At 40.3% G+C, this 19,779-nt stretch carries 16 protein-coding genes, 8 tRNA genes and 1 rRNA gene; 24 read left to right on the top strand and 1 reads right to left on the bottom strand.

Going from position 1 to position 19,779, the window contains the following annotated elements; genetic code table 11:
* Positions 1-51 precede the first annotated feature (51 nt).
* From rrf to IGM04_RS13210, 9 genes are all read left to right on the top strand, one after another.
* Positions 52-167: ribosomal RNA gene (gene rrf, locus IGM04_RS13250) — 5S ribosomal RNA — on the top strand.
* Between the two features lie 14 nt (positions 168-181).
* Positions 182-254 (top strand) — tRNA-Val (locus IGM04_RS13245).
* Between the two features lie 6 nt (positions 255-260).
* Positions 261-333 (top strand) — tRNA-Lys (locus IGM04_RS13240).
* A gap of 16 nt (positions 334-349) precedes the next feature.
* Positions 350-431, top strand: a tRNA-Leu gene (locus IGM04_RS13235).
* Positions 432-437: 6 nt separating this feature from the next.
* Positions 438-513 (top strand) — tRNA-Thr (locus IGM04_RS13230).
* A gap of 4 nt (positions 514-517) precedes the next feature.
* Positions 518-589, top strand: a tRNA-Gly gene (locus IGM04_RS13225).
* A 15-nt stretch (positions 590-604) separates the two neighbouring features.
* Positions 605-690 (top strand) — tRNA-Leu (locus IGM04_RS13220).
* Positions 691-704: 14 nt separating this feature from the next.
* Positions 705-778 (top strand) — tRNA-Arg (locus IGM04_RS13215).
* Between the two features lie 89 nt (positions 779-867).
* Positions 868-941, top strand: a tRNA-Pro gene (locus tag IGM04_RS13210).
* Positions 942-986: 45 nt separating this feature from the next.
* Here IGM04_RS13210 and IGM04_RS13205 read toward each other — a convergent pair.
* Positions 987-1,844 (bottom strand): MurR/RpiR family transcriptional regulator, encoded by an 858-nt coding sequence (locus IGM04_RS13205; RefSeq protein WP_086318109.1) that lies wholly within the window; start codon positions 1,842-1,844, stop codon positions 987-989.
* A 145-nt stretch (positions 1,845-1,989) separates the two neighbouring features.
* On the opposite strand from IGM04_RS13205, the gene IGM04_RS13200 reads away from it, so the two are divergent.
* The 15 genes from IGM04_RS13200 to IGM04_RS13130 all read left to right on the top strand — a co-directional run bounded on the left by IGM04_RS13200 (position 1,990) and on the right by IGM04_RS13130 (position 19,703).
* Positions 1,990-3,297, top strand: a complete 1,308-nt coding sequence (locus IGM04_RS13200; protein ID WP_086318110.1) for a PTS sugar transporter subunit IIC — start codon at positions 1,990-1,992, stop codon at positions 3,295-3,297.
* Positions 3,275-4,504 carry an aminotransferase class I/II-fold pyridoxal phosphate-dependent enzyme gene (locus IGM04_RS13195; RefSeq protein WP_025191893.1) on the top strand — a complete coding sequence of 410 codons (1,230 nt, stop codon included), beginning with the start codon at positions 3,275-3,277 and terminating at the stop codon, positions 4,502-4,504. Before IGM04_RS13200 ends, IGM04_RS13195 begins: the two co-directional genes overlap by 23 nt.
* 304 nt (positions 4,505-4,808) lie before the next feature.
* The gene (locus IGM04_RS13190) at positions 4,809-5,276 is read left to right on the top strand and encodes a CtsR family transcriptional regulator (RefSeq protein ID WP_002354715.1); all 468 of its coding nucleotides are present in this window, start codon (positions 4,809-4,811) and stop codon (positions 5,274-5,276) included.
* 2 nt (positions 5,277-5,278) lie between these two features.
* Entirely contained in the window at positions 5,279-7,774 is a 2,496-nt protein-coding gene (locus tag IGM04_RS13185; RefSeq protein ID WP_010710843.1) for an ATP-dependent Clp protease ATP-binding subunit, read from the top strand.
* 133 nt (positions 7,775-7,907) lie between these two features.
* Positions 7,908-8,942, top strand: a complete 1,035-nt coding sequence (locus IGM04_RS13180) for an FUSC family protein (protein WP_002354721.1) — start codon at positions 7,908-7,910, stop codon at positions 8,940-8,942.
* Between the two features lie 179 nt (positions 8,943-9,121).
* A complete protein-coding gene (locus tag IGM04_RS13175) occupies positions 9,122-10,042 on the top strand; it encodes a peptidase U32 family protein (protein WP_086318111.1) in 921 nt (306 codons plus the stop codon).
* A gap of 27 nt (positions 10,043-10,069) precedes the next feature.
* A complete protein-coding gene (locus tag IGM04_RS13170) occupies positions 10,070-11,317 on the top strand; it encodes a peptidase U32 family protein (RefSeq protein ID WP_002368523.1) in 1,248 nt (415 codons plus the stop codon).
* A 23-nt stretch (positions 11,318-11,340) separates the two neighbouring features.
* Entirely contained in the window at positions 11,341-12,903 is a 1,563-nt protein-coding gene (locus IGM04_RS13165; protein WP_002354724.1) for a PucR family transcriptional regulator, read from the top strand.
* Between the two features lie 169 nt (positions 12,904-13,072).
* Positions 13,073-13,255 (top strand): hypothetical protein, encoded by a 183-nt coding sequence (locus IGM04_RS13160; protein ID WP_080113258.1) that lies wholly within the window; start codon positions 13,073-13,075, stop codon positions 13,253-13,255.
* Positions 13,256-13,294: 39 nt separating this feature from the next.
* A complete protein-coding gene (locus tag IGM04_RS13155) occupies positions 13,295-14,569 on the top strand; it encodes a cytosine permease (protein WP_002354725.1) in 1,275 nt (424 codons plus the stop codon).
* A gap of 19 nt (positions 14,570-14,588) precedes the next feature.
* Positions 14,589-15,683, top strand: coding sequence for a DUF917 domain-containing protein (locus IGM04_RS13150; RefSeq protein WP_002354727.1), 1,095 nt, complete (start codon positions 14,589-14,591; stop codon positions 15,681-15,683).
* Positions 15,684-17,237, top strand: coding sequence for a hydantoinase/oxoprolinase N-terminal domain-containing protein (locus IGM04_RS13145; protein WP_002365445.1), 1,554 nt, complete (start codon positions 15,684-15,686; stop codon positions 17,235-17,237).
* Positions 17,238-17,499: 262 nt separating this feature from the next.
* The gene (locus tag IGM04_RS13140; protein WP_002354729.1) at positions 17,500-18,165 is read left to right on the top strand and encodes a hypothetical protein; all 666 of its coding nucleotides are present in this window, start codon (positions 17,500-17,502) and stop codon (positions 18,163-18,165) included.
* Positions 18,143-19,282 carry a helix-turn-helix domain-containing protein gene (locus tag IGM04_RS13135; RefSeq protein ID WP_086318112.1) on the top strand — a complete coding sequence of 380 codons (1,140 nt, stop codon included), beginning with the start codon at positions 18,143-18,145 and terminating at the stop codon, positions 19,280-19,282. The genes IGM04_RS13140 and IGM04_RS13135 overlap by 23 nt, the downstream gene beginning before the upstream one ends.
* A 22-nt stretch (positions 19,283-19,304) precedes the next feature.
* Positions 19,305-19,703 carry a hypothetical protein gene (locus IGM04_RS13130; RefSeq protein ID WP_002411275.1) on the top strand — a complete coding sequence of 133 codons (399 nt, stop codon included), beginning with the start codon at positions 19,305-19,307 and terminating at the stop codon, positions 19,701-19,703.
* Positions 19,704-19,779 lie beyond the last annotated feature (76 nt).

Genomic DNA, 19,779 nt, shown 5'->3' with positions numbered 1-19,779 from the left:
AATCCAGTTTTGAGTGAATGAAGATTCAACTCAATAAGAAACAACACCCAGTGTGGTGGCGATAGCGAGAAGGATACACCTGTTCCCATGCCGAACACAGAAGTTAAGCTTCTTAGCGCCGATTGTAGTGAAGGGTTTCCCTTTGTGAGAGTAGGACGTCGCCACGCGAATTGTTGTTTTTGGAGGTTTAGCTCAGCTGGGAGAGCACCTGCCTTACAAGCAGGGGGTCAGCGGTTCGATCCCGTTAACCTCCATTTTTTGAGCCGTTAGCTCAGTTGGTAGAGCATCTGACTTTTAATCAGAGGGTCACAGGTTCGAGCCCTGTACGGCTCATATTCATATTTCATTTGCGGGTGTGGCGGAATTGGCAGACGCACTAGATTTAGGATCTAGCGCCGCAAGGCGTGGGGGTTCAAGTCCCTTCACCCGCATATTTAGCCGGCTTAGCTCAGTTGGTAGAGCATCTGATTTGTAATCAGAGGGTCGAGGGTTCAAGTCCTTTAGCCGGCACCATTTTGCGGAAATAGCTCAGTGGTAGAGCACCACCTTGCCAAGGTGGGGGTCGCGGGTTCGAACCCCGTTTTCCGCTTAGCCAATTCATTACGCCGGGGTGGCGGAACTGGCAGACGCACAGGACTTAAAATCCTGCGGTGAGTGATCACCGTACCGGTTCGATTCCGGTCCTCGGCATTGTTTTATATTTAGCACCCATAGCTCAACTGGATAGAGTGTTTGACTACGAATCAAAAGGTTAGGGGTTCGACTCCCTTTGGGTGCATAGTTGAGTGATTGACTAAGTTTTAAAAAGGTGCACGTGAGTTTCTTTTTAATTCGATAGTCTTTTTTTATTACTTTAACTTCATAGCCCGGGAAGTAGCTCAGCTTGGTAGAGCACTTGGTTTGGGACCAAGGGGTCGCAGGTTCGAATCCTGTCTTCCCGATTGTGAAAAACAGTACTGATCATCAGTACTGTTTTTTTGTTTTGTTTAAAATTTAAGTATCGAAGTAGGTGTATTTTTTTGTGATGTGTAATTCTTATCGAAATTGCGTCTAAAAATACAGGAATAAAGGACATTGAGGATATATTCGATGGCTAGTTGAGAGGAAAAAGTCGAGACTTTGAAATCTGCATGTTCAACGTTAGGAATGGGCAAAATCACTGTGGCGTATTTAGCTAATTGGCTGTTCAAGTCTGAAGTAATGGCAATAATCGGAGTGCCTCCTTCTGCAAAAATCCGTGCTTCATTTACGATTTCTGCAGTGTTACCACTGTAAGAGACGAGGATGGCTACGTCATTTTTGGTGGCATTGATGGCTAAATAAAATTGTTCAGCTTGATAAGGGATTAAATGGATAAATAGCTGAATGCGTAATAACTTTGTTTGAAAATCCGTTAAGCGAATGTAGGAGTTACTGACACCCACTGCTAAAATATTTTCAGCGGTTAAAAGTAAATCAATGCTTTTATTTAACATGGCCTCGGTTAATAACTGTTGAGTGGATTGAACGGTTTCAGTCGTTAACTGCGCAATTTTCTTGGCAATTAGTAAATCAGAATCTTGCGCTAAAAAAGGCATATTCGCATCAACATTCCGGATTGCTTGGTAGTGAATTTCTAAGTCGCGGGACAAGCGGATTTTAAATTCTTTGAAACCGCTAGTTTCTGTTTTTTTACACAAACGAACAATCGTGGAAGTTGAAGAGTTGGTGGCTTCTGCTAGTTCATAAATCGACATATGCAGGACTCGTTCAGTATGAGATAAAATAAAATCAATAATTAGCCCTTCGTTATATGTATAGCGTTCTTTTTGTTCTAAACATTCGATTAGATTCAATGGGTTCACCTCTCTGTGGTACTTTGTTTCGCTTTCAGTATACCTTAAGCGTATGAATTATGAAACATAGTTACAGAATCAGTTAGTTGTATTTACATCAGAAAGCGGTTTCTTTATGATGAGGATATCACAAAGGATTAAGGAGAGAAGTGAAATGGATAAGTTAACAAACTGGGTGGAGCAAGCCGTAGTGCCTAAAGTTTCAAGGATTACAAGTTTACGTTATTTTCAAGCCTTAAGAAATGGTTTTTTTGCAATTATGCCGTTAACAATTATTGGGTCGATTTTTATGTTGATTACAGATTTTCCAGTAGCAGGGTATGGCGATTTTATGGCTGGAATTTTCGGTGCAGGTTGGGCGGATATGATTTCACCAGCTTATCGAGCGACTTTCAACATGATGGGAATTATTTTTGCTGGGACGATGTCCTATAAATTGGCGGAAAGTTACGAAATGGATCGTTTAACTTCATTAATTTTAGGAATTGTTGCTTACGTAGTCGTTTTACCGAAAACGGTGATCACAGAATCAGGCGAAGTTGTGACGAAAGTTTTATCGTTTGATTGGTTAGGAACGCAAGGGGTGATTACGGCCATTATTATGTCAATTCTTTCGGTTGAGTTGACTCGTTTCTGTATTAAGAAAAAATTAGTCATCAAAATGCCTGACAGCGTGCCTGCTATGGTGAGCCAAGCTTTTAGTGCATTGATTCCTGGGATTTTTGTGGTAGCGGTGGCTTTATTGATTAATGGGATTGGGCTTTCGTTTGCGGATTCCTTCCCGCAATTAATTTATGCGGTGATTCAAGCGACACTGCAAGGTTTAATCGGAACCCCTTTTGCAATTATTATTGTGGCTGGCTTAAATGGACTGTTCTGGTGGTTTGGAATTCATCCAACTGTCATCAATTCCATGCTATATCCTATTTTATATGCGAATGCAGACAAAAACCAAAGCTTAGCGGAATTAGGACAATTAACTGCTCAAAGTGGCAACTTTGGCACGGTCCAAATGCTCGATCAATTTGCCACAATTGGAGGCGCTGGTTGCACGGTTGGCTTGGCTATTGCAATGGCCATCGTCGGACATTCATCTAGAATGAAAGCCATGTCGAAAATTTCGTTTGTTCCAGCATTTTTCAACATTAATGAACCCTTGATTTTTGGACTCCCAGTTATTTTTAACCCTTTATTATTGATTCCGATTGCGGTCGCGCCGATTGTATCGGTCTTGATTGCCTTTCTGTCAATGAAAATTGGGTTCATGCCAATGTTTACAAACATTCAAGCACCATGGGCTACGCCCTTTCTGTTTTCGGGCTTTTTAGTGGGAAAATGGCAAGGTGCAGTGACGCAAGTTTTAGCTGTTGCCGCTAGTGTTGTTATTTATTATCCATTTGTAAAAGCCTTAGATCGACAATATCAAAAAGAAGAAGCCCATGAAGTACCAGAAACATTGTAGAGAAAGAGGAGTGAAGGAAATGCATGTTGAGAATGATGAAAATATTTGCTGTGAAGTGGAAAAAGGAATGGAAAAAATGTATCATCCGATGGTGCCCGAGTTGGTTCAAACCTCTTCCTTTTATTTTCCAACTTACGAAGAATTTATGGCAGCGAGTATAGATGAAAAAAATAATTATGTTTACACACGTGGCACCAACCCCACAACAGAAATTTTAGAGAAAAAAATTGCTCGTTTGGAACGTGGAGAAAAATGTAAAGTTTTTGCCTCAGGAATGGGCGCTATTTCGGCAACGCTGTTTACGTTGCTCCAACAAGGTGATCATGTTTTAATGGTCAATACAATTTATGGAGAATCTGTTTCATTTGTGCAATATTTAGAGAAATTTGGCGTATCCTTGACCAAAGTAGACGTTGCAGAAACAGAAGAACTTTTTCAATTTGTTCAGGAAAACACCAAAGTCATTTACTTTGAAAGTCCGTCCTCACAAAAGTTTGAACTGCTAGATTTAGAAAAAATAACTGCGTTAGCACAAAAAATTGGCGCATACACTGTCATTGATAACACGTGGGCGTCACCGTTATTTCAGCATCCTTTATGCCATAATGTGGACCTGGTGATTCATTCTTGTTCCAAATATATTGGTGGTCATTCGGATATTGTAGCAGGGGCTGTCATTGGCAAAGCAGCGCTTGTAGATCAAATTTTTGAACATGGTCATCAAGCTTTAGGAGCAGTCAATAGTCCCTTCAATTCTTGGTTAGCGTTACGAGGTATTCGTACCATGCCCGTTCGGTTGGCGCATCAGTCTCAAGCCATCCAAACGGTGCTGTCGGCTTTGCAAAAGGATCCGCGAATCAGTCGATTATATCATCCTTTTGTAGGAAATCAACAACAACAAGCGTTAGCAGAAAAATATTTAACAGGTTATGGCTCATTGTTTGCGATTGATTTAAAAGATACCGATTTTGAACGTTTGAAAACATTTGTGAACGCATTGACGCTGGTCACAATTGGGGTCAGTTGGGGTGGCTTTGAAAGTTTGGCCTTGCCTGTATTCAAAGGCAATAACTTGGCGGCTGTTCAGAAAAGAGGCTTGTCGCCAGCGCACATTCGCATGTACGTTGGTTTGGAAGAGCCAACATCTATTATCGAAGATATTCAACAAGCCTTGGATCAAGCCTATGGCGAAGAATCGCTTTTGTGAGACATTAAGATAATCAGCTGAACAAAAGCAACTCCTTCGGAAATAAGCCGAAATTCTCCAAAAATTAAAGAACAATTTTCGGAAATTTCTTCTTATTTCTTGGAGCTAAACACTTTTGTCTCAGCCTCTGTGATTCAATAACATATTTTCAATTTTAGGAGGGGAACTTAAGTCAGTTTGACTGAGGTTGCTCCTCCTGTTTTGCATTTTTTTATTAAAGTCAAAGCGTTCCTCTTTATTTAATAGGCAAAGTTCGATATAATAATGGTCAATATTAGTCAAGAGAGAAGAAGGATGGAAGACTATGAGTAATCAAAATACGTCAGATTTAATCGAGGCTTATTTAAAAAAGATTTTAGAAGAAAGTAATAAAATTGAAATCCGTCGGGCGGAAATGGCTAATTTATTTAATTGCGTTCCTTCACAAATTAACTATGTAATTAATACACGTTTTACCATCCAACGAGGCTACGCAGTTGAAAGTAAACGTGGTGGAGGCGGCTATATTCGCATTGTCAAAGTACAAATTTCAGATAACGATCAATTACTAAAACAAATGGATCAATTGATTGGCGCAACCTTAACAGAAAAAGATGCGCTAACATTTATTCAAACATTGTATGAAGAAGAAGTGATTACGAAAAAGGAAGGCAATTTAATGCTAGCTGCTTTAAGTAAAAGCACATTGAATGGTCTGGGGAATCACGAAGATTTTCTAAGAGCTCAAATAATGCGTTCATTTTTAGAGCGCTTGAGCTATGAGGAGGAATAACTATGGATGAACTATTTACAGAAAGTGCGAAAGCCGTACTGGCGATTGCCCAAGAAGAAGCGAAGTATTTTCGTCATCAATCCGTCGGTTCTGAGCATTTATTATTAGCACTCGTTTTAGAACCAAATGGGATTGCCGGAAAAACATTACGACAATTGAATACTGACACAGAAGACATCCGTGAAGAAATTGAGCATTTAAGTGGCTATGGCACCATGCAAAGTCCAATGGGGAATAACAACTTATACTTACCTTATTCACCAAGAGCCAAACAAATCTTTGCCTATGCGGGAGATGAAGCGAAGCGCTTAGGGGCTCAAAAGATTGGTACCGAGCATTTATTATTAGGCTTGTTAAGAGACGAAGAAATTTTAGCGTCTAGAATTTTAGTGAATTTAGGATTAAGCTTATCCAAAATGCGTCAATTATTATTGAAAAAAATGGGCGTTTCCGAACCCAATGGCGCACAACGTCGTCGGAATGGTCAAAATAAAAATGCGCCACAAGGGACGCCAACATTGGATTCTTTAGCAAGAGATTTAACCAAGTTAGCACGAGAACAAAGCTTGGATCCAGTAGTTGGTCGCGGGACCGAAGTCCGTCGTTTAATCCAAATTTTGAGTCGCCGTACCAAAAACAATCCTGTCTTAGTCGGTGAACCAGGTGTTGGGAAAACAGCGATAGCAGAAGGCTTAGCCCAGAAAATTGTCAACCGGGAAGTCCCTGAAGATATGCAAGGCAAACGTTTAATGATGCTAGACATGGGTGCCTTGGTTGCTGGAACCAAATATCGAGGTGAGTTCGAAGATCGCTTGAAAAAAGTTGTCGATGAAATCTATCAAGATGGACAAGTCATTTTATTTATCGACGAATTGCATACCTTGATCGGTGCTGGCGGTGCAGAAGGGGCGATTGATGCTTCAAATATTTTAAAACCTGCTTTAGCACGTGGCGAGTTGCAAACCATTGGTGCGACAACTCTGGATGAATACCAAAAATATATTGAAAAAGATGCCGCTTTGGAACGTCGTTTTGCCCGTATTCAAGTAGCAGAACCAACCCCAGAAGAAGCAGAAGAAATTCTAAAAGGCTTGCGTTCCCGCTATGAAAACCATCATGGCGTAGAAATTACAGATGAAGCTCTACATGCAGCGGTTCAATTATCGATTCGCTATTTAAATGACCGCCAATTACCAGATAAAGCAATTGATTTAATGGACGAATCTGCAGCAAAAGTTCGTTTAGATAAGGCAGATCAACCTTCAGAAATTAATGAATTGCGTACCGAAATTTCTCAATTAATTACGGAAAAAGAAGAGGCCATTCAAAACCAATCATTTGAAAGTGCTGCTCGGATTCGTCAAAAAGAAAAACAAGTGATGGAAAAACTAGAAGAATTGATTGCAGTGAAAGAAAAAAGTCTGTCTGGTTACAGTACACAAGTAACAGAAGAAGACGTGGCTGGGGTTGTTTCACAATGGACAGGCGTTCCTTTGCAGCAGCTAGAGAAGAAAGAAAGCGAACGATTGATGGAATTAGAAACCATTTTACATCAACGGGTCGTTGGCCAAAATGAAGCAGTTGAAGCTGTTTCACGCGCTATCCGTCGTGCGCGTAGTGGCTTGAAAGACCCAGCAAGACCGATTGGTTCCTTCATGTTCTTAGGACCAACTGGGGTTGGGAAAACAGAACTTGCCAAAGCCTTAGCCGAAGCGATGTTTGGCAGCGAAGAAGCTTTGATTCGCGTGGACATGTCTGAGTTTATGGAAAAATACAGCACTAGCCGTTTAATCGGTTCTCCTCCAGGTTATGTCGGCTACGAAGAAGGCGGCCAACTAACTGAAAAAATTCGTCAACGTCCTTATTCCGTTATTTTGCTAGATGAAGTAGAAAAAGCCCATCCAGATGTCTTTAATATTTTATTACAAGTCTTAGATGATGGCCATTTAACGGATGCCAAAGGACGAAAAGTCGATTTCCGTAACACGATTTTAATCATGACCTCCAACTTAGGAGCAACAGCGATTCGTGAAGAAAAACATGTTGGCTTCAATGTGAAAGACATTTCTAAAAATCATGAATTAATGCAAAAACGAATCATGGAAGAATTGAAAAAAGCCTTCCGTCCAGAATTCTTAAACCGAATTGATGAAACGGTTGTCTTCCATTCCTTGAAACAAGAGGAAATTCATGAAATCGTAAAAATTATGAGTCAATCTGTCGTGAAACGGATGGCCGAACAAGAGGTTAAAGTGAAAATCACACCAGCTGCAATTGAAGTTATTGGTAAAGTCGGGTTTGATCCAGAATATGGCGCACGTCCAATTCGTCGGGCCTTGCAAAAAGAAGTGGAAGATCGTTTAAGTGAAGCCCTTCTTTCTGGTCAAATTCAGTTAGGGGATAAAGTAACTTTAGGCGCTAGCAAAGGCAAAATTACGTTAAATGTGCGGGCACCAAAAGCACCAAAGACAGAAGCGAAAGAATTACAAACTGTATAGATGAGATGCGAAGTCTGGTACAAAAACCATTTAGGGTTTTTATGCCAGGCTTTTCTATTTTCCAGTGGCGATTTCTTTTTGAGAATTGCCAGATTGATTTTTCTGTGCTACGTTAATAAGGAGGGGTGATGGAATGGAACAATCTTTTTTTCGAGAATTACTACATTATCAGCGTCCAAAGGATAATCCTTTTCGACTAGTGTTTGCTGGCTTGGTTATGTTCAGCATTCTTTTTTTGGGCTATATCAATCATCAATTATTGATTTCAAGCTTTGGCTCGTTAGGTATTTTTACTTTTTTATATTATCAGCCGCTACCATTAAAACAGTTAATGACTCGTTTATCTGTGGTCGGTAGTTACCTTTTTTTAGGAAATTTGTTAGGCATGTTATCGACCCATATTGCATGGCTCATTCCCATTGTTGTTGCCCTGGTCGGTTTTGGTGGCCGCTTTTTCTTTGAAGTCTACGATATTTCAAAACCAGGGGCCTTCTTTGGTGTGATGGTGACAGCGATGGGTGCCAGTACGAGTATTCCGTTAGCAAAAATTCCGTTCATGAGTGGCTGTATGTTATTAGGCATTGGCTTTTCCATTTTGTTTGCACTAGTGTTGCATTTTACAGAGAAGGAAATCAGTGCCCCGCTAGCTAAGCGATCATTACGGGAACGAATTTATCGGCATCCAGAAGCGCCATTAGATAGCATATATTATAGCTTTGTCTTATTTTTTGCTGTATATATCAGCGAAAGTTTACATTTACAGAATCCGTATTGGTTAGTCGTTTCCTGTGCATCCATTTTACAAGGAGACAATTTACGTGCGATTAAGCAGCGAAATATTCAGCGAATTTTTGGCACAACGATTGGATTGGTTATTTCCGCTTTTCTGCTTAATTTAGCTTTGACAACTTTTGAATCGATTGTCGTGATTACAATCTTATTTGTGACCGTTGAGTATTTTATTCGTCGTAATTATGGATTGGCGCAATTTTTCACAACGCCTATGGCTCTGATGCTTTCATTGCTCGTTCGTCAGCAGTACGTGATAACGTTGATTCAATTCCGCTTTTTGGGGATTGTTTTAGGTAGCTTGTTAGGCTTAGCGGCAGCGTGGCTATTCACCGTTGTAGTAACGTTTTATGAACGAAAATATCACTTGAACGAGTGACCAAAGAACAGATGACCAGTAATTAAAAAAAGAGCATTTGGTAGGTAAGCGGATGGCGCTTTTCTACCAAAATTTTTTCGGAAACATTGTGAAAAATGTACGTTTAATACAGATAGGCTCTTTTAAAGTTTGTGAACGTATGATACTATTAAACGGTCATAAAGAAGGAGGCTATATTTATGATTGAACTGATTGCAACTGCAGAATCTGTTGAGCAGGCTGTAGAATTACTCGCAACAGGTGTGGATACATTATATATTGGAGAAGAAACATTCGGGTTACGTTTGCCCGTATCTTTTACACGAGATGAACAACGAGAGATTGTGAAACGTGCACATGAAATGGGCAAACAAGTGCTAGTTGCAGTAAATGGCATTATGCACCCTGAAAAAATGAAATTAGTCCCAGAGTATCTGACATTTTTAAAAGAAATCAACGTCGATAAAATTACTTTGGGTGATCCGGGTATTGTGTTTATTATGCAACGAGATGGATTAGAAATTCCTTACGTTTATGATGGCGAAACCTTGGTAACGAGCTCATGTCAAATCAATTTTTGGAGTAAACGAGGAGCCATCGGAGCTGTCCTAGCTCGGGAAGTACCTTTTGAAGAAATGGTCGCAATGGAAGAAAACTTAGCAGTTCCAGCTGAAATTCTTGTCTATGGGGCGACCTGTATTCATCAATCGAAACGCCCATTAATTCAAAATTACTACAATTACACAAAGAACGACAAAGGGGTTACGAAAGACGAAGGGCTGTTTATTTCTGAACCCAAAAAACCAGAAACCCACTATTCCATTTATGAAGATAGTCATGGTACGCATATTTTTGCCAATAACGATGTGAACTTGATGAATGAGTTAACAAACTTGTATGACCATCACTATCGTACATGGAAGCTCGATGGCCTTTACACGCCAGGTGAAAATTTTGTCGCGATTGCTCGCTTATTTGCTGAAGCGAAAGCAGCACTTGAAGCGGGAACTTGGTCAGAAGATCAAGCAGCTCATGCAACAGCTGAAATTGAAAAATTACATCCAACAGGTCGTGGCTTAGACAATGGTTTCTTTGATTTAAGTGCCGATGCAATAAAATAAATTGATTCATTTAAGGGGAAGAAGAACATGAAAGTAATGACAGAACGAACATTGAAGCGTCCCGAGGTGTTGGCTCCAGCCGGGACGCTAGAAAAACTAAAAGTCGCAATTCGTTACGGTGCCGATGCCGTTTATATCGGAGGGAATGCCTACGGTCTGCGTAGCCGCGCAGGAAATTTCACGCCAGAAGAAATGGCGGAAGGCGTAGCCTTTGCCCGCGAACATAATGCGAAAGTTTATGTCGCTGCCAATATGGTCACTCATGAAGGAAACCAGGAAGGGGCAGGAGCGTTTTTCAGAGAATTGCGAGACATCGGAATTTCAGCTGTGATTGTTTCCGATCCAGCTTTAATCGAAATTTGTGCGACAGAAGCACCAGGTTTACCCATCCATTTATCGACACAAGCTTCAGCAACCAACTATGAAACATTAGAATTTTGGAAAAATGAAGGCTTAGAACGTGTGGTTTTAGCGCGCGAAGTTTCAATGGAGGAAGTTGCAGCGATTCGTGAAAATACGGACATTGAAATTGAAGCCTTTATTCATGGAGCAATGTGTATTTCATATTCAGGACGTTGTACTTTATCCAACCATATGTCGATGCGGGATGCCAATCGTGGCGGTTGCTCTCAATCTTGTCGTTGGAAATACGAGTTATTTGATATGCCTTTTGGGACAGAACGTCGGAGCAAAACCAGCGAAGGGGAAGTTGAAGAAGAGTTTTCAATGAGCGCCGTAGATATGTCTATGATTGAACATATTCCAGAATTAATTGAAAATGGTGTCGATAGTTTTAAAATTGAAGGCCGCATGAAATCCATTCACTATGTTTCGACAGTCGCTAATGTGTATAAAAAAGCCGTCGATTCTTACATGGAAGACCCTGAAAACTATGTCTGCCAACAAGAGTGGATTGATGAATTATGGAAAGTAGCACAACGTGAATTAGCAACTGGTTTTTATTACAATACACCAAGTGAAAATGAACAATTATTCGGCGAACGTCGTAAAATTCCACAATATAAATTTGTTGGTGAAGTGATTGCGTACAACGAAAAGACGCAAGTCGCAACGATTCGTCAACGGAACCTTTTCAGTGTCGGCGATGAAATTGAATTTTATGGTCCCGGGTTTACCCATTTCCACCAAACCGTTAAAGAGATGTATAATGAAGACGGTGAAGCGATCGATCGGGCACCTAATCCCATGATGTTATTAACAATGGAAGTGACGCAACCTGTTGCAGTCGGCGATATGATTCGTAAGAAAAAATAAACCAGCCAAAAGGAGGAGTAATTATGAGTGTCCGCGTGAATGATTTATTAAAATTACCGTCTTTGCGAGAAGCAACGGTACTTTCTGGTAAAAACCAATTGGACACATCTGTTGCTTCTCTTTCTTTTTTAGAAGTCTCTGATATGTCTTTGTTTTCGGAAAAACTTCACAAAACAAATGAATACCATGCTGGCGAAATTTTGATTGGTTCATTTTGTGCCATTCGTCATGATGTGGTGAAGCAATGCGAAACGATTCGGCATCTCCATGAATTAGGCGAAGTAGGCCTAATCTTGTACTACGTTGGGATTATCGTACCGAAAGTTGCAGAGGAAGTGATTCAATTAGCGGATTCTTTAGGTTTCATTTTAATCCAAATGCCTAAAAATGATCCCACATTACGCTACAACGAAGTCATTTATGAAGTCATGAAATTGTTAGTCAATAAAAATAAAATGGCTTCTTTTGCAACGGACCTCTTGGAAAAAGTTTCCCTTTTGCCTGAACAAAACCGCAGTGTGGAAATGACCTTGAAAATCCTATCCGATTTTTTAAAAGTCAATATTGCGTTAACCACCTATACCAATGAAATCATCAGCACCATCAATTGGCCGCGAAGCACGAAATTACCCTTAACCAAGTTACTTTATCAATCACAAGAGAAAGTAGCGCTGGGAGAAACGACCTACTTCATTACCTCGCAAAAACTTCCTCAGAAAGATGGACAAACATTGAAGCTTTACTTCATTCGAGAAGAAGAGCAGTTAACCTCTTTTGAGATGAATCAAGCGGTGGAAGTCGTTCAGATGGCTCTGAATTTATGGGGGAAAAACTATGACGAAGTCAGTGAGTATGCCTTAGTCCAAGCAATCATTAACGATGAAAGTGATAAGATGTACCAATTAGCCAAAAAATTAATGATTGATATTTCTTCTGTCGAAACGATGTGGCTTTTGCCTATTTGGCAACAAGGACAAGAAATCCACGCTATTCAGCAAGATTTGAAAGATTTCCTACGTTACTATTACCAAACAACGATTGTCCAGCAAACAGAAAATTACCTGATTGTTCTCTTAGGTAATTATTTACACAAACAGCCTGAAGCCACGATTAGTAAAGAATACTTGCAAGCCACAGACTATCAGGACTATTTAGGTGAAATCATCCTTTGTCCGAAAGTTCGTAACACGACTGAAGTGCGTGTCAGCTACCAAACCGCTAATCAAGTCGCGCCGTTTTTAAAGCGCGTCTATCCACAAAGAAAAGTGTTATCAATCGCGGAAATTCGTACAGTTCAACAAATGATGACGTGTCTCCAAGCAGGAGAAGAAGCAATCCAACAACGCTTAGCAGTTATCCAACCTCTCTTAAAAGAATCAGAGCAGTTAATGACATTAGGAACGTTTTTACTAGATGCAAGTAGTGATTTTAAAGAATGCGGCGAACGCCTATTTGTTCATAAAAATACGGTCAAATATCGTATCAGTAAAATTAATGAAGCGCTCGGCTATGATATGACCAACGCCGCCGAAGCCTATGAAGTCTATTTGGCGATGATCTTATATCGCTTGGTCACGAATGAATGAAAAAAGCAGACAGAGGTCGGGACAGAAGTGTTTAACTCCGAGAACCAAGTAGGTACTGTTCAACATCTATTTACTTTGCAAATAGTGTTTCTCAGCAATAAGAAGGAATTTCCGAAAATTGTCATAAAACACAACGAGGAACGAGTTGATGTTGCATGATACCTACCCGGTGTTCTTTAATTTTTGGAGAATTTCGGCTTATTTCCGAAGGAGTTGCTTCTGTTTCCGCCGTTTATCAATTTTTAAGCCTGGGACAAAAATCCAAAGTGATTTTTGTCCCAGGTTCTTGTCTCTTTTTTATTTTAAGCCAAAACTTCCTCGATATTTTTTTCAATTTGAAAAAGACCTATGACTGATTTTTCGTTATAATTGAAAAAATAATTAAGGAGGAATGAGAATGAAATTAAAAAACGAGCAACAACAATCGTGGCTTAGCTTAGCATTTGTTTGGGCGGGCGCAATGATTAGCGTGCCAGGATTAATTATTGGAGGAACGTTAGTTGCAGGCATGCCTTTATGGGAAGCTTTGTTAACAGGATTTATTGGTTACGGTATTATTGTTATTTTAATGATTTTACAAGGAATTCAAAGTTCCGACTTACAAGAACCTTCTGTCAAAGTCGCTTCTCAAGTGTTTGGCATTCAAGGCTCGCAAAAGATTATTTCCATTATTCTAGCGATTGCTTGCTTAGGTTGGTTTGGCTTGCAAGCCAATGTCAGCGGTGGCGCCTTCACAAACTTTTTAAAAATTTACGGCATTGATTTACCTGTGTCGCTTTCTTCCTTAATCTGGGGAATTATCATGCTTATTTCGGCTCTTTATGGCATAAAAATATTGAAAATTCTGAATTATTTTGCGGTTCCTGTGTTAGTTCTGGTTTGTCTTTATGGCTTGGTGGCTTCGTTAAGAAACAACGGTTGGGAAGCTGTTAGTCAATATACACCTCAAACAGCAGGAAGCTTTATGTCAGGTCTTTCAATGACTGTCGGTTCTTTTGCATTAGGCGCAGTAATTGCTGGAGATTACTCTCAGTATGTTTCTTCTCGTAAAGATGTGGTTAAAGCGGCCACCTTAGGGATTTTACCGACAGGATTGTTGATGATTGGCGTTGGTGCGGTCTTGACCATTGCTTCGAACACCGCAGATATCACGGAAGTTTTTATGAATCTCGGTTTTCCAGTTTTAGGAATTATTGCGCTAATTTTAGCAACTTGGACCACGAATGCCGTGAATGCTTTTTCTGGCGGACTGGCCTTGATTAATGTCTTTGATATTCCAAAAGAAAAAGAAAAAGTCGCTGTCGGTGCGGCCGGCGCCATTGGAACCTTATTAGCAGTTGTGGGGATTTTAAATTACTTTACGCCGATTATGTCCGTCCTTTCTGCGATGGTTCCACCAGTGGCTGGTGTAATGATTGCTGCCTATTGGTTGATTAACAAAGGCGATCGAACCAAATGGCAGCCAACGCCTGGCGTGAATAAATTAGGTGTTTTTTCATGGCTAATTGGTGCTGCAGTGGGGGGTATTCCGGTGATTATGAGTTTCTTTCCCAATGCCCCTCAATTGCCTAACCAACCGCTAATTGGCATTGTTTTATCGTTTGTTATTTATTATTTCGGTGCAAAACGTCAACAGACGAACACCGAATCATTAGAAATGGAATGAAGAAGAGGAGTGTCGGAGAATGCGTTATTTAGATGCAGAAGCAATTGAGAATATAGCCACAGGAGCAGCTTTTTTAGGGACAGGAGGTGGCGGTGATCCCTACATTGGTAAAATGATGGCTTTGTCCGCCATCGAAGAAAACGGACCTGTCAAACTGGTTTCTCCAGAAGAAATTGCCGCGGAGGATTTTTTCCTACCAGCCGCAATGATGGGTGCCCCATCTGTCGCAATTGAAAAATTTCCCAAAGGCGACGAATTCGTCCGTGTCTTTGAGAAGTTAGGAAAATATTTAGACCAAGAAACGATTGCGGGGACCTTTCCAATGGAAGCTGGGGGCGTCAATTCAATGATTCCAATTGTTGTTGCAGCGAAGCTAGGCATTCCCTTGGTGGATTGTGATGGTATGGGTCGGGCCTTTCCAGAATTGCCTATGGTAACGTTCCATTTGAATGGGATGTCAGCGACCCCTATGGCAATTACCGATGAAAAAGGAAATATTGGCATTATGGAAACGATTGATAATACTTGGACAGAACGTCTTGCTCGTGTTCAAACGGTTGAAATGGGCGCTAGTGCTTTAGTGAGCATTTATCCCGCGACAGGCAAACAATTACAAGACTATGGTATTCACAACATCGTGACATTATCAGAAGAAATTGGCAAAGTGATTCGAGGTACCTATGCAGATGAACAAGAAAAACGCCAAGCATTAGTAGAAGTTACGGATGGCTTTGAATTGTTCCAAGGAAAAATTCTAGATGTAGAACGAGAAGTAAAAGGTGGCTTCAATTTGGGACGTGTCAAATTGAGTGGCTTAAACAGTGACGCTGGTTCAGAAGCAGTCGTCCATTTTCAAAATGAAAATTTAATTGCCGAGAAAGATGGTCAGGTGATTGCGATGACGCCTGATTTGATTTGTATGGTAGATTTAGAAACTTTAACGCCTGTGACAACAGAAAGCTTGAAATACGGCAAACGTGTCCAAGTAATGGGCTTGAAAGCGAATGCCGCTTGGCGAACGAAAAAAGGTATCGAAACAGTGGGTCCTCGGTATTTCGGCTACGAAATGGATTATCAACCACTAGAAAACTTAGTAGCGAAGGAGGACAAATAAATGTATAAAATTGGTATCGATGTCGGTGGCACAAATACAGATGCTGTTATTTTAGATCATCAATTAAACTTGATTCATTCAGTGAAAGTTCCAACAACCGATGATATTCAAACAGGGATTGCCGGTGCCTTAAATAAAGTCTTGGCAGAATCAGCAGTGGACCCAACCAAAGTCACACATGCAATGTTGGGCACGACCCAATGTACAAATGCCATTGTTGAGCGAAAAAAATTAGCAAAAGTTGGGGTCCTTCGTTTGGGCTATCCAGCAACCGCTTCGGTCTTGCCTTACACAGCTTGGCCCAAGGATTTAGTGGCTACTCTTTCAGAAACGTATGCTTTAGCACATGGCGGCTACGAATATGATGGACAACCATTGACTGCACTGGACGAAGAAGAATTACGTGGGATTTTGGCGTCTTGGCGAGGAGAAGTAGAGGCAATCGCAGTAATTGGCGTTTTTTCTTCTTTAAAAAATGACCAAGAATTGTTTGTTCAAGCGCTTGCGAAGGAAGTGTTAGGGGCAGATGTTCCTGTATCTTGCTCCTCAATGATTGGGTCTGTCGGTTTAATTGAACGGGAAAATGCGACAATTTTGAATGCTGCGTTGCACAAAGTAATTAAAGTGACCAGCGAAGGCTTTGAACAAGCCTTAGAACAAGAAAAAATTCATCATGCCCAAGTGTACTTATGTCAAAATGATGGTACGTTAATGTCGTTAACTTATGCCAAACAGTTTCCTATTTTAACCATTGCTTGTGGACCAACCAATAGTATTCGTGGCGCTTCATACTTAGCTGGCTTGAAAGATGCGGTTGTTTTAGATGTTGGTGGCACAACGTCCGACATTGGCGTGTTAGTGGATGGCTTTCCAAGAGAATCTTCACTGGCCGTTGATGTTGGCGGGGTACGGACCAATTTTAGAATGCCAGATATCGTGTCAATTGGTGTCGGCGGTGGCAGTCTAGTGCGTGAACAACCAGATGGTTCTGTGACAGTTGGCCCCGACAGTGTCGGCTACCGTATTACACAAGAGGCCCTTGTTTTTGGCGGCACACAATTAACGACCACTGATATTGCGGTTCGCTTAGGCCATGCCCAAGTTGGTGATCCTAGCAAAGTGGCTCATTTAGACCAAGCGTTTGCGGAAAAAGTGTACCAAAAAATTGGCGAATTGGTCAGTGAAGCGATTGATCGCATGAAGACCAGTTCCGCAGACGTGACGGTCGTTTTAGTTGGTGGTGGGAGTATTATCATCCCCGAAGAATTGACAGGCGTTAAAGCGCTAATTCGCAACGAAAACGGGGCAGTGGCGAATGCCATCGGTGCCTCTATCGCTCAGATTAGCGGACAATACGAACAAATTTATGTCTATTCAAAAATCCAACGGGACGCGGCGTTGGCCGATGCCCAAGAAAAAGCCGTCCAACAAGCCGAACTTGCGGGTGCAGTCCCTGGCACAATCGAGTTAGTCGAGGTGGAAGAAACACCACTCGCCTATCATCCAGAAAATGCAACCCGCTTACGAGTAAAAGTGGTTGGGAACATGTATTGAGGACCAGTGCAAAGCAAAAGTTATAAGAAGAGTTATTTGAAATATGAGGTCGGGCTAGGGCTGTCGATTGAAGTTTTATCCTGAAGAGTACAGAAGAAGCTATATCTGTCTCGCCGTTTATTTTAAAATTCAGAGTTAGGAAGGTAAGTCGAAATGACTTACCTTCCTAAGTTCATTTTTTTGTGTTGACATATTTTTTTAGAAAAGGCAAAATGTTAACATGGTATGTTGTTGGGGTGTTATGAAAAAAGGAGAGAAAATAATGAGTATTTTAAAAGAACATTTAAAAAGAAATTGTGATGCACGAATGGTTGGTGTTTTATCGTTAAGCATAAGAGAAGCATATCGCTACTTAATGGAGCTAACAGAAAGAGAATCTATTTTTCAACGAGCAGAAATGAAAAAAGTTTGGGGACACGTTCGGCATGGATTGGTTGATGTTGGTTTAAAACAAGTGTTAACTTCATCAGCAATCCCACATGAAATAGCTGACAAAGCTAGTAGTCGATATGTCAATGGCCATACGTACTTAATGATTGAAACCAAAGGCGCAATTTTAACGCCAGCGAAAGTTTTATCAGAAGCTTCAGTTCCTAAAAAGGCATTATTTAGAAATCGTGGGAGCTTATTAAATAAGCAGTATAATTTATTTGACAAACCAGAAGATTTAAATGAGTATTATGATGCCAATCAACCGCCATTCTTATTACTAACTTATGGCGGATCGAATCATCAATTACGTTTTGTTCGATTAGGGTTACCAGATATTGGAGTTGGTCGTTGGATTGACCAAATTGATATTACGCAGGCACCAGTTCTTTTAAAAAATCCAGAGGAAGTTCGTAAGGACCTACATTTGACTTTTACGTCAACCGCTGACGAACTGATAAGGAGAGGACTAGAAAATGAACGAGAGGTTGATTTTTAATCCAAAGCAATTAACTTCGGCTCGCATTGCACGAGGATTAACAATGAAAGAATTAGCCGAAAAAGCAGAGCTATCTAGGCAAATGATTTCGAATTACGAATCGGGAAAAACAATTCCTAAAGCAGATAGCATATTAAAACTAATTTCTGTTTTACAATTTCCCCGTAGTTTCTTTTCAGCAGATACATTTGAATTGTATTCAGGCGCAACTTTTTTTAGAAGCCGAAGTGCGGCAACGAAGAAAGTAAGAGATATGCAAAAAGAGCGGTTAAAATATGTGCAAGAAGTGTATAAAGTATTAGCAACATATGTGAACTTTCCCAAAGTTTGTTTACCAGAATTAATTGAAAAGAGTATTTATGAAATCACAGAAGAAGAAATTGTGAAAAAGGCTGAGGAATTACGGAAAATTTGGGGCTTAGACTTGATTTCGCCAGTCCCTAATCTCATTCAGTTGGCTGAACAAAATGGTGTGATTATTTCAGAAGCCAACATGTCCAATCCAACACTAGATGCGGTTTCGCGTTGGATGATTGGTCGGCCGTTTATTATGCTCACAGATAATCATGAATCTGCTGTCCGTCGTCGTTTTAACGTGGCGCATGAACTAGGACATATTTTATTACACAACGGTGTTGAAAGTATTCATGAGTATTCGCAAACAGAATTAAAGAACATTATTGAGTATCAAGCAAATCTATTTGCTGCGCATTTTCTCCTTCCTTCAGCGGCTTTTTCTGATTCGCTCTTGTCTATTTCGTTAGAATACTATATTGATTTGAAAAAGTATTGGAAAGTTTCTCTTCAATCAATGATTCAAAAAACATACACATTAGCGTTAATTAATGATGATCAACGTCTCTATTTAAATAAAAGAATTGCTAAAAATAAATGGAAAACGAAAGAGCCTTACGATGAACAACTGACTATCGAACAGCCAGAAGTTTTCCAAAAAGTTTATCACATGATTTTAGAGCACCAAGTCATTCCTGCAAGTCAACTAAATCAAGCTTTTAAATTACCTAAAGAAGAAATAGAAAAGATATTAGGAACAGCTGTTCAAACGGAGCAGGACAAAACAGAAATTGTTCTTGAATTATTACGTTCTAACGAGTAATCAAAAAGAAGGAGGAATAACTATGGCTAAATTATTCGCCTACCAAATTGGTCAAAACCCTCGTATTCAAACGGACCTTTTGGTAGATCCTCAGCTGTTTGAAGATGAGCATGGCTGTATGGGTGCAGTGGGCTTCGGGTTAGCAGATTGTGTTCAAACCGGAATGTTTACAGATATTGAAGTGATAAAACGGTATCTTCACGAAGCAACCTACGTTTTTATTAATGGTGACTTTGACCGACTAAGTTATTTAGAAATTGGGATTGCACTTTCCTTAGGCAAAACACTTTACGTCATTACAATGAACCCAAACGTAACGAAAGAAGATTTAGGAATTCCCTTCGACAATGCTACGATTGAATTCCTTTCCCCCAGCGCTTTTATGGAACGAATCCATAAAACAGAAGCAGCAGAAAACTAAACAAAAGTAAGTAATACGACTGTCTTTTTTTGCTATTTTTTGCGATAATAAAGGAGAAAGTTCAAATTGAAAGGGA

The sequence above is a fragment of the Enterococcus sp. DIV2385 genome (genome assembly GCF_051711925.1).
GTDB lineage: Bacteria > Bacillota > Bacilli > Lactobacillales > Enterococcaceae > Enterococcus > Enterococcus faecalis.
This window is presented reverse-complemented; position numbering and strand designations above follow the sequence as displayed.

Bases quoted from the DNA above. Each gene is read 5' to 3' on its own strand.
- IGM04_RS13200 (WP_086318110.1), top strand. From the start codon at position 1,990: ATGGATAAGTTAACAAACTGGGTGGAGCAAGCCGTAGTGCCTAAAGTT.
- IGM04_RS13195 (WP_025191893.1), top strand. From the start codon at position 3,275: ATGAAGTACCAGAAACATTGTAGAGAAAGAGGAGTGAAGGAAATGCAT.
- IGM04_RS13190 (WP_002354715.1), top strand. From the start codon at position 4,809: ATGAGTAATCAAAATACGTCAGATTTAATCGAGGCTTATTTAAAAAAG.
- IGM04_RS13185 (WP_010710843.1), top strand. From the start codon at position 5,279: ATGGATGAACTATTTACAGAAAGTGCGAAAGCCGTACTGGCGATTGCC.
- IGM04_RS13180 (WP_002354721.1), top strand. From the start codon at position 7,908: ATGGAACAATCTTTTTTTCGAGAATTACTACATTATCAGCGTCCAAAG.
- IGM04_RS13175 (WP_086318111.1), top strand. From the start codon at position 9,122: ATGATTGAACTGATTGCAACTGCAGAATCTGTTGAGCAGGCTGTAGAA.
- IGM04_RS13170 (WP_002368523.1), top strand. From the start codon at position 10,070: ATGAAAGTAATGACAGAACGAACATTGAAGCGTCCCGAGGTGTTGGCT.
- IGM04_RS13165 (WP_002354724.1), top strand. From the start codon at position 11,341: ATGAGTGTCCGCGTGAATGATTTATTAAAATTACCGTCTTTGCGAGAA.
- IGM04_RS13155 (WP_002354725.1), top strand. From the start codon at position 13,295: ATGAGAATGAAATTAAAAAACGAGCAACAACAATCGTGGCTTAGCTTA.
- IGM04_RS13150 (WP_002354727.1), top strand. From the start codon at position 14,589: ATGCGTTATTTAGATGCAGAAGCAATTGAGAATATAGCCACAGGAGCA.
- IGM04_RS13145 (WP_002365445.1), top strand. From the start codon at position 15,684: ATGTATAAAATTGGTATCGATGTCGGTGGCACAAATACAGATGCTGTT.
- IGM04_RS13140 (WP_002354729.1), top strand. From the start codon at position 17,500: ATGAGTATTTTAAAAGAACATTTAAAAAGAAATTGTGATGCACGAATG.
- IGM04_RS13135 (WP_086318112.1), top strand. From the start codon at position 18,143: ATGAACGAGAGGTTGATTTTTAATCCAAAGCAATTAACTTCGGCTCGC.
- IGM04_RS13130 (WP_002411275.1), top strand. From the start codon at position 19,305: ATGGCTAAATTATTCGCCTACCAAATTGGTCAAAACCCTCGTATTCAA.